The organism is Megasphaera massiliensis, from assembly GCF_000455225.1.
Classification (GTDB): Bacteria; Bacillota; Negativicutes; order Veillonellales; family Megasphaeraceae; genus Megasphaera; species Megasphaera massiliensis.
Genome location: NZ_HF954537.1, coordinates 440,250 through 442,907, shown reverse-complemented (window position 1 = coordinate 442,907; position 2,658 = coordinate 440,250). Strand labels below are relative to the sequence as shown.

Annotated in this window: 3 protein-coding genes; 1 reads left to right on the top strand and 2 read right to left on the bottom strand. The window is 43.6% G+C overall.

The genetic code is table 11. The features are described from left to right. The first annotated feature begins 254 nt into the window (after nt 1-254). Nucleotides 255-1,442 (top strand): IS256 family transposase, encoded by a 1,188-nt coding sequence (locus TX77_RS05435; RefSeq protein WP_044503786.1) that lies wholly within the window; start codon nt 255-257, stop codon nt 1,440-1,442. Nucleotides 1,443-1,444: 2 nt separating this feature from the next. Here TX77_RS05435 and TX77_RS05430 read toward each other — a convergent pair whose 3' ends face one another. Further along, a complete protein-coding gene (locus TX77_RS05430; protein ID WP_044503785.1) occupies nt 1,445-1,723 on the bottom strand; it encodes a hypothetical protein in 279 nt (92 codons plus the stop codon). Nucleotides 1,724-1,865: 142 nt separating this feature from the next. After that, entirely contained in the window at nt 1,866-2,213 is a 348-nt protein-coding gene (locus tag TX77_RS05425; RefSeq protein WP_044503784.1) for a hypothetical protein, read from the bottom strand. Nucleotides 2,214-2,658: the final 445 nt, after the last annotated feature.

Below are 2,658 nucleotides of genomic sequence, written 5' to 3'. Positions count from 1 at the left end.
CTTGAAGATACTTTTATAGCTTCAAGCCGCATTATTGCTTTTAGGGGTGTATTTCGTTACAGCCCCTTTAAATACCTTTAGTCATCCTTCCGCTTTTGCATTTTAAATTCCATATAGAATGTACGACTATCAGTCCAGCTCCAAAAGCCAGCATCAGATAAGGTATAATATTTTTCGCAAAATAAAAAAGACATGAATCTCCCCATTTGTTAAAATTAAGTCGCCAAACAAAACTTACAAAGGAGACGAGATTCATGTTTGACAACATTATACAATTAAATGAGCAAGTAATCAAAACCGAGTTAAAGGATCTGGTGAAGCAGAGCGTCGAAGAGACGCCCAACAGCCTCCTGGATCAGGAAGCTGAGGAGCTTACCCATGCTGCGAAGTATGAGCGTACGAATACCCGCAAGGGATACCGTTCCGGGCATTACACGCGCAACCTCCAGACCACTTCCGGCAATATCTCCCTAAAAGTGCCGAAGTTGAAGGGCATCCCCTTCGAAACAGCTATTATTGAACGCTACAGACGCCGCGAGAGCAGCGTCGAGGAAGCGCTCATTGAGATGTACTTGGCTGGCGTTTCCGTACGTCGTGTCGAAGATATCACGGAAGCCCTCTGGGGATCCAAAGTGTCGCCGGGTACCATCAGCAACCTTAACAAGAAGGCGTATGGCAACATCGAGGCTTGGCGAAACCGGCCTCTTCCGAGCGAGCAATATCCGTACGTCTTTATCGACGGCATCTACCTCAAGCGCAGCTGGGGTGGTGAGTTCGAGAACGTAGCCATTCTTGTCGCTATTGCAGTCAACCAGGACGGCTATCGTGAAGTCATTGGTGCATCCGAAGGCATGAAGGAGGACAAAGAACGCTGGAAATCCTTCTTAATTTCCCTGCGCAGCCGCGGCCTGAAAGGGGTACAGCTCATGATTGGTGATAAATGCCAAGCCATGTGCGATTCCGTGACGGAGGTGTTTCCAGAAGCAAAGTACCAGCGCTGCAGCGTGCATTTCTTTCGCAACATTTTCTCGGTCGTGCCGAGAAAGCATGGGAAAGAAGTTGGCCGTATGCTCAAAGCAATCCATGCCCAGGAGGACAAGGACGCAGCTTTGGAGAAGGCGAAACGTGTCGCTGAAAAGCTTCGCGCGATGAAGCTGAACAAGGCTGCTGACAAACTTTTAGACGGTATTGCTGAGACTTTGACCTACATGGACTTCCCGGAAGAACACTGGAAGAAAATCCGAACGAACAACATGATAGAGCGACTCAATCGAGAAATTCGTCGCCGTACGCGTGTCGTTGGCACATTCCCTGACGGCGAGAGTGCATTGATGATGGTGTGCGCCCGGCTTCACCATGTCGTCAGCACTCGGTGGGGTTCAAAGAAGTACATGGATATGAAGCACCTCTATGGATTTGATATGGATAATCTGCTTGACTGATTTTACTTACGTCGAGATTCAGACATTTGCGAAAAATATTTGACAGTACCAGTTTCTGGAATCATATTGACCTTTTCAGATATGGTATTTTCCAATACAGATTCGCCCAAATTAAATGAGCTATTGCCTGCTTGATTATTATGACTATTCACCGGATATATCGTATAGTAATACTTACCATCCGTTCCAACAGCATAATGGTTTCCATCAGCACCTTCTACGACTTGTCCGCCATCATTGGCTAATTTATCGCCATAATTTTTAAGGACAGGATCGGTCATTGTATAGTAAGTGTTTCCGTAACCATCATCAACAACAGCTACGCCGTCTTTATTAACATATGAAATCTTTCCAGCAGCTACTATAAAGCATCTCCTTCATTCATGTATCTATCGGTCAATATCGTTGTATTATCTGGGAGCGTTACATATTTTTGCCATTCGGTTGGTATCCCCAAGGAAGTTTTGCCAATAATTCATCATCAGGAACATTCGTAAATTCTCTTGGTGGAGCATAAGAACTACCGCTAGTAGCTAAATCTTTCCATACCCGTTCTCCTTCCACGAACGATTGATAGTAAGCACTTCTAAGATTCGAAATTTCAGCCGATTCTTCTGGCGTATTATAATATTGCGCTACCAGATTATTGATCAATTCTCTGAACTGAATTCCAAAGTTATAACCCATAGCAGCAGAATCATGATCCCTTACGGCATCATAAAACGCTTCCGAGACCTGATCACTCGTTCCATAGAGCTGACTATATCTCATTTCATAATCAGTTAAGGCCAGATAATATGCAAATTTCTTACTATATTCATTTTTTGCCGCATCGATTCCTACTGCATGCTGCAGACCGATAAAATCACTATAATCCTTCTACTCCATCGGCATTTCGTAAAAACGAGAATGGCTTCATTAAGCCATTTTTATGGCATCATTTTTCAAAATTAACCTCATTTGGGCAGTTTTTAAAAAAAATAGTATCATTTGAGTATCACGCCCCGGTATTCTTTACGGTCCGTTAACATGCTTTTGCCATTCAATCAACGGCATTTTTCTGATAAAGCTTTTCTTGATTTTTTCATCGGCGATAGCAAAATACAGATTTGCAGATGACCCACCACTTTAAGTTTTTTCAAAAATGTCGCTAGTAGATTTTTACCGTCCTTCCAAATCTTTCGGGTTAAAGATCCCCCCAACGGATTCAGTTTCA

Bases quoted from the DNA above. Each gene is read 5' to 3' on its own strand.
- TX77_RS05435 (WP_044503786.1), top strand. From the start codon at position 255: ATGTTTGACAACATTATACAATTAAATGAGCAAGTAATCAAAACCGAG.
- TX77_RS05430 (WP_044503785.1), bottom strand. From the start codon at position 1,723: ATGACCGATCCTGTCCTTAAAAATTATGGCGATAAATTAGCCAATGAT.
- TX77_RS05425 (WP_044503784.1), bottom strand. From the start codon at position 2,213: ATGAGATATAGTCAGCTCTATGGAACGAGTGATCAGGTCTCGGAAGCG.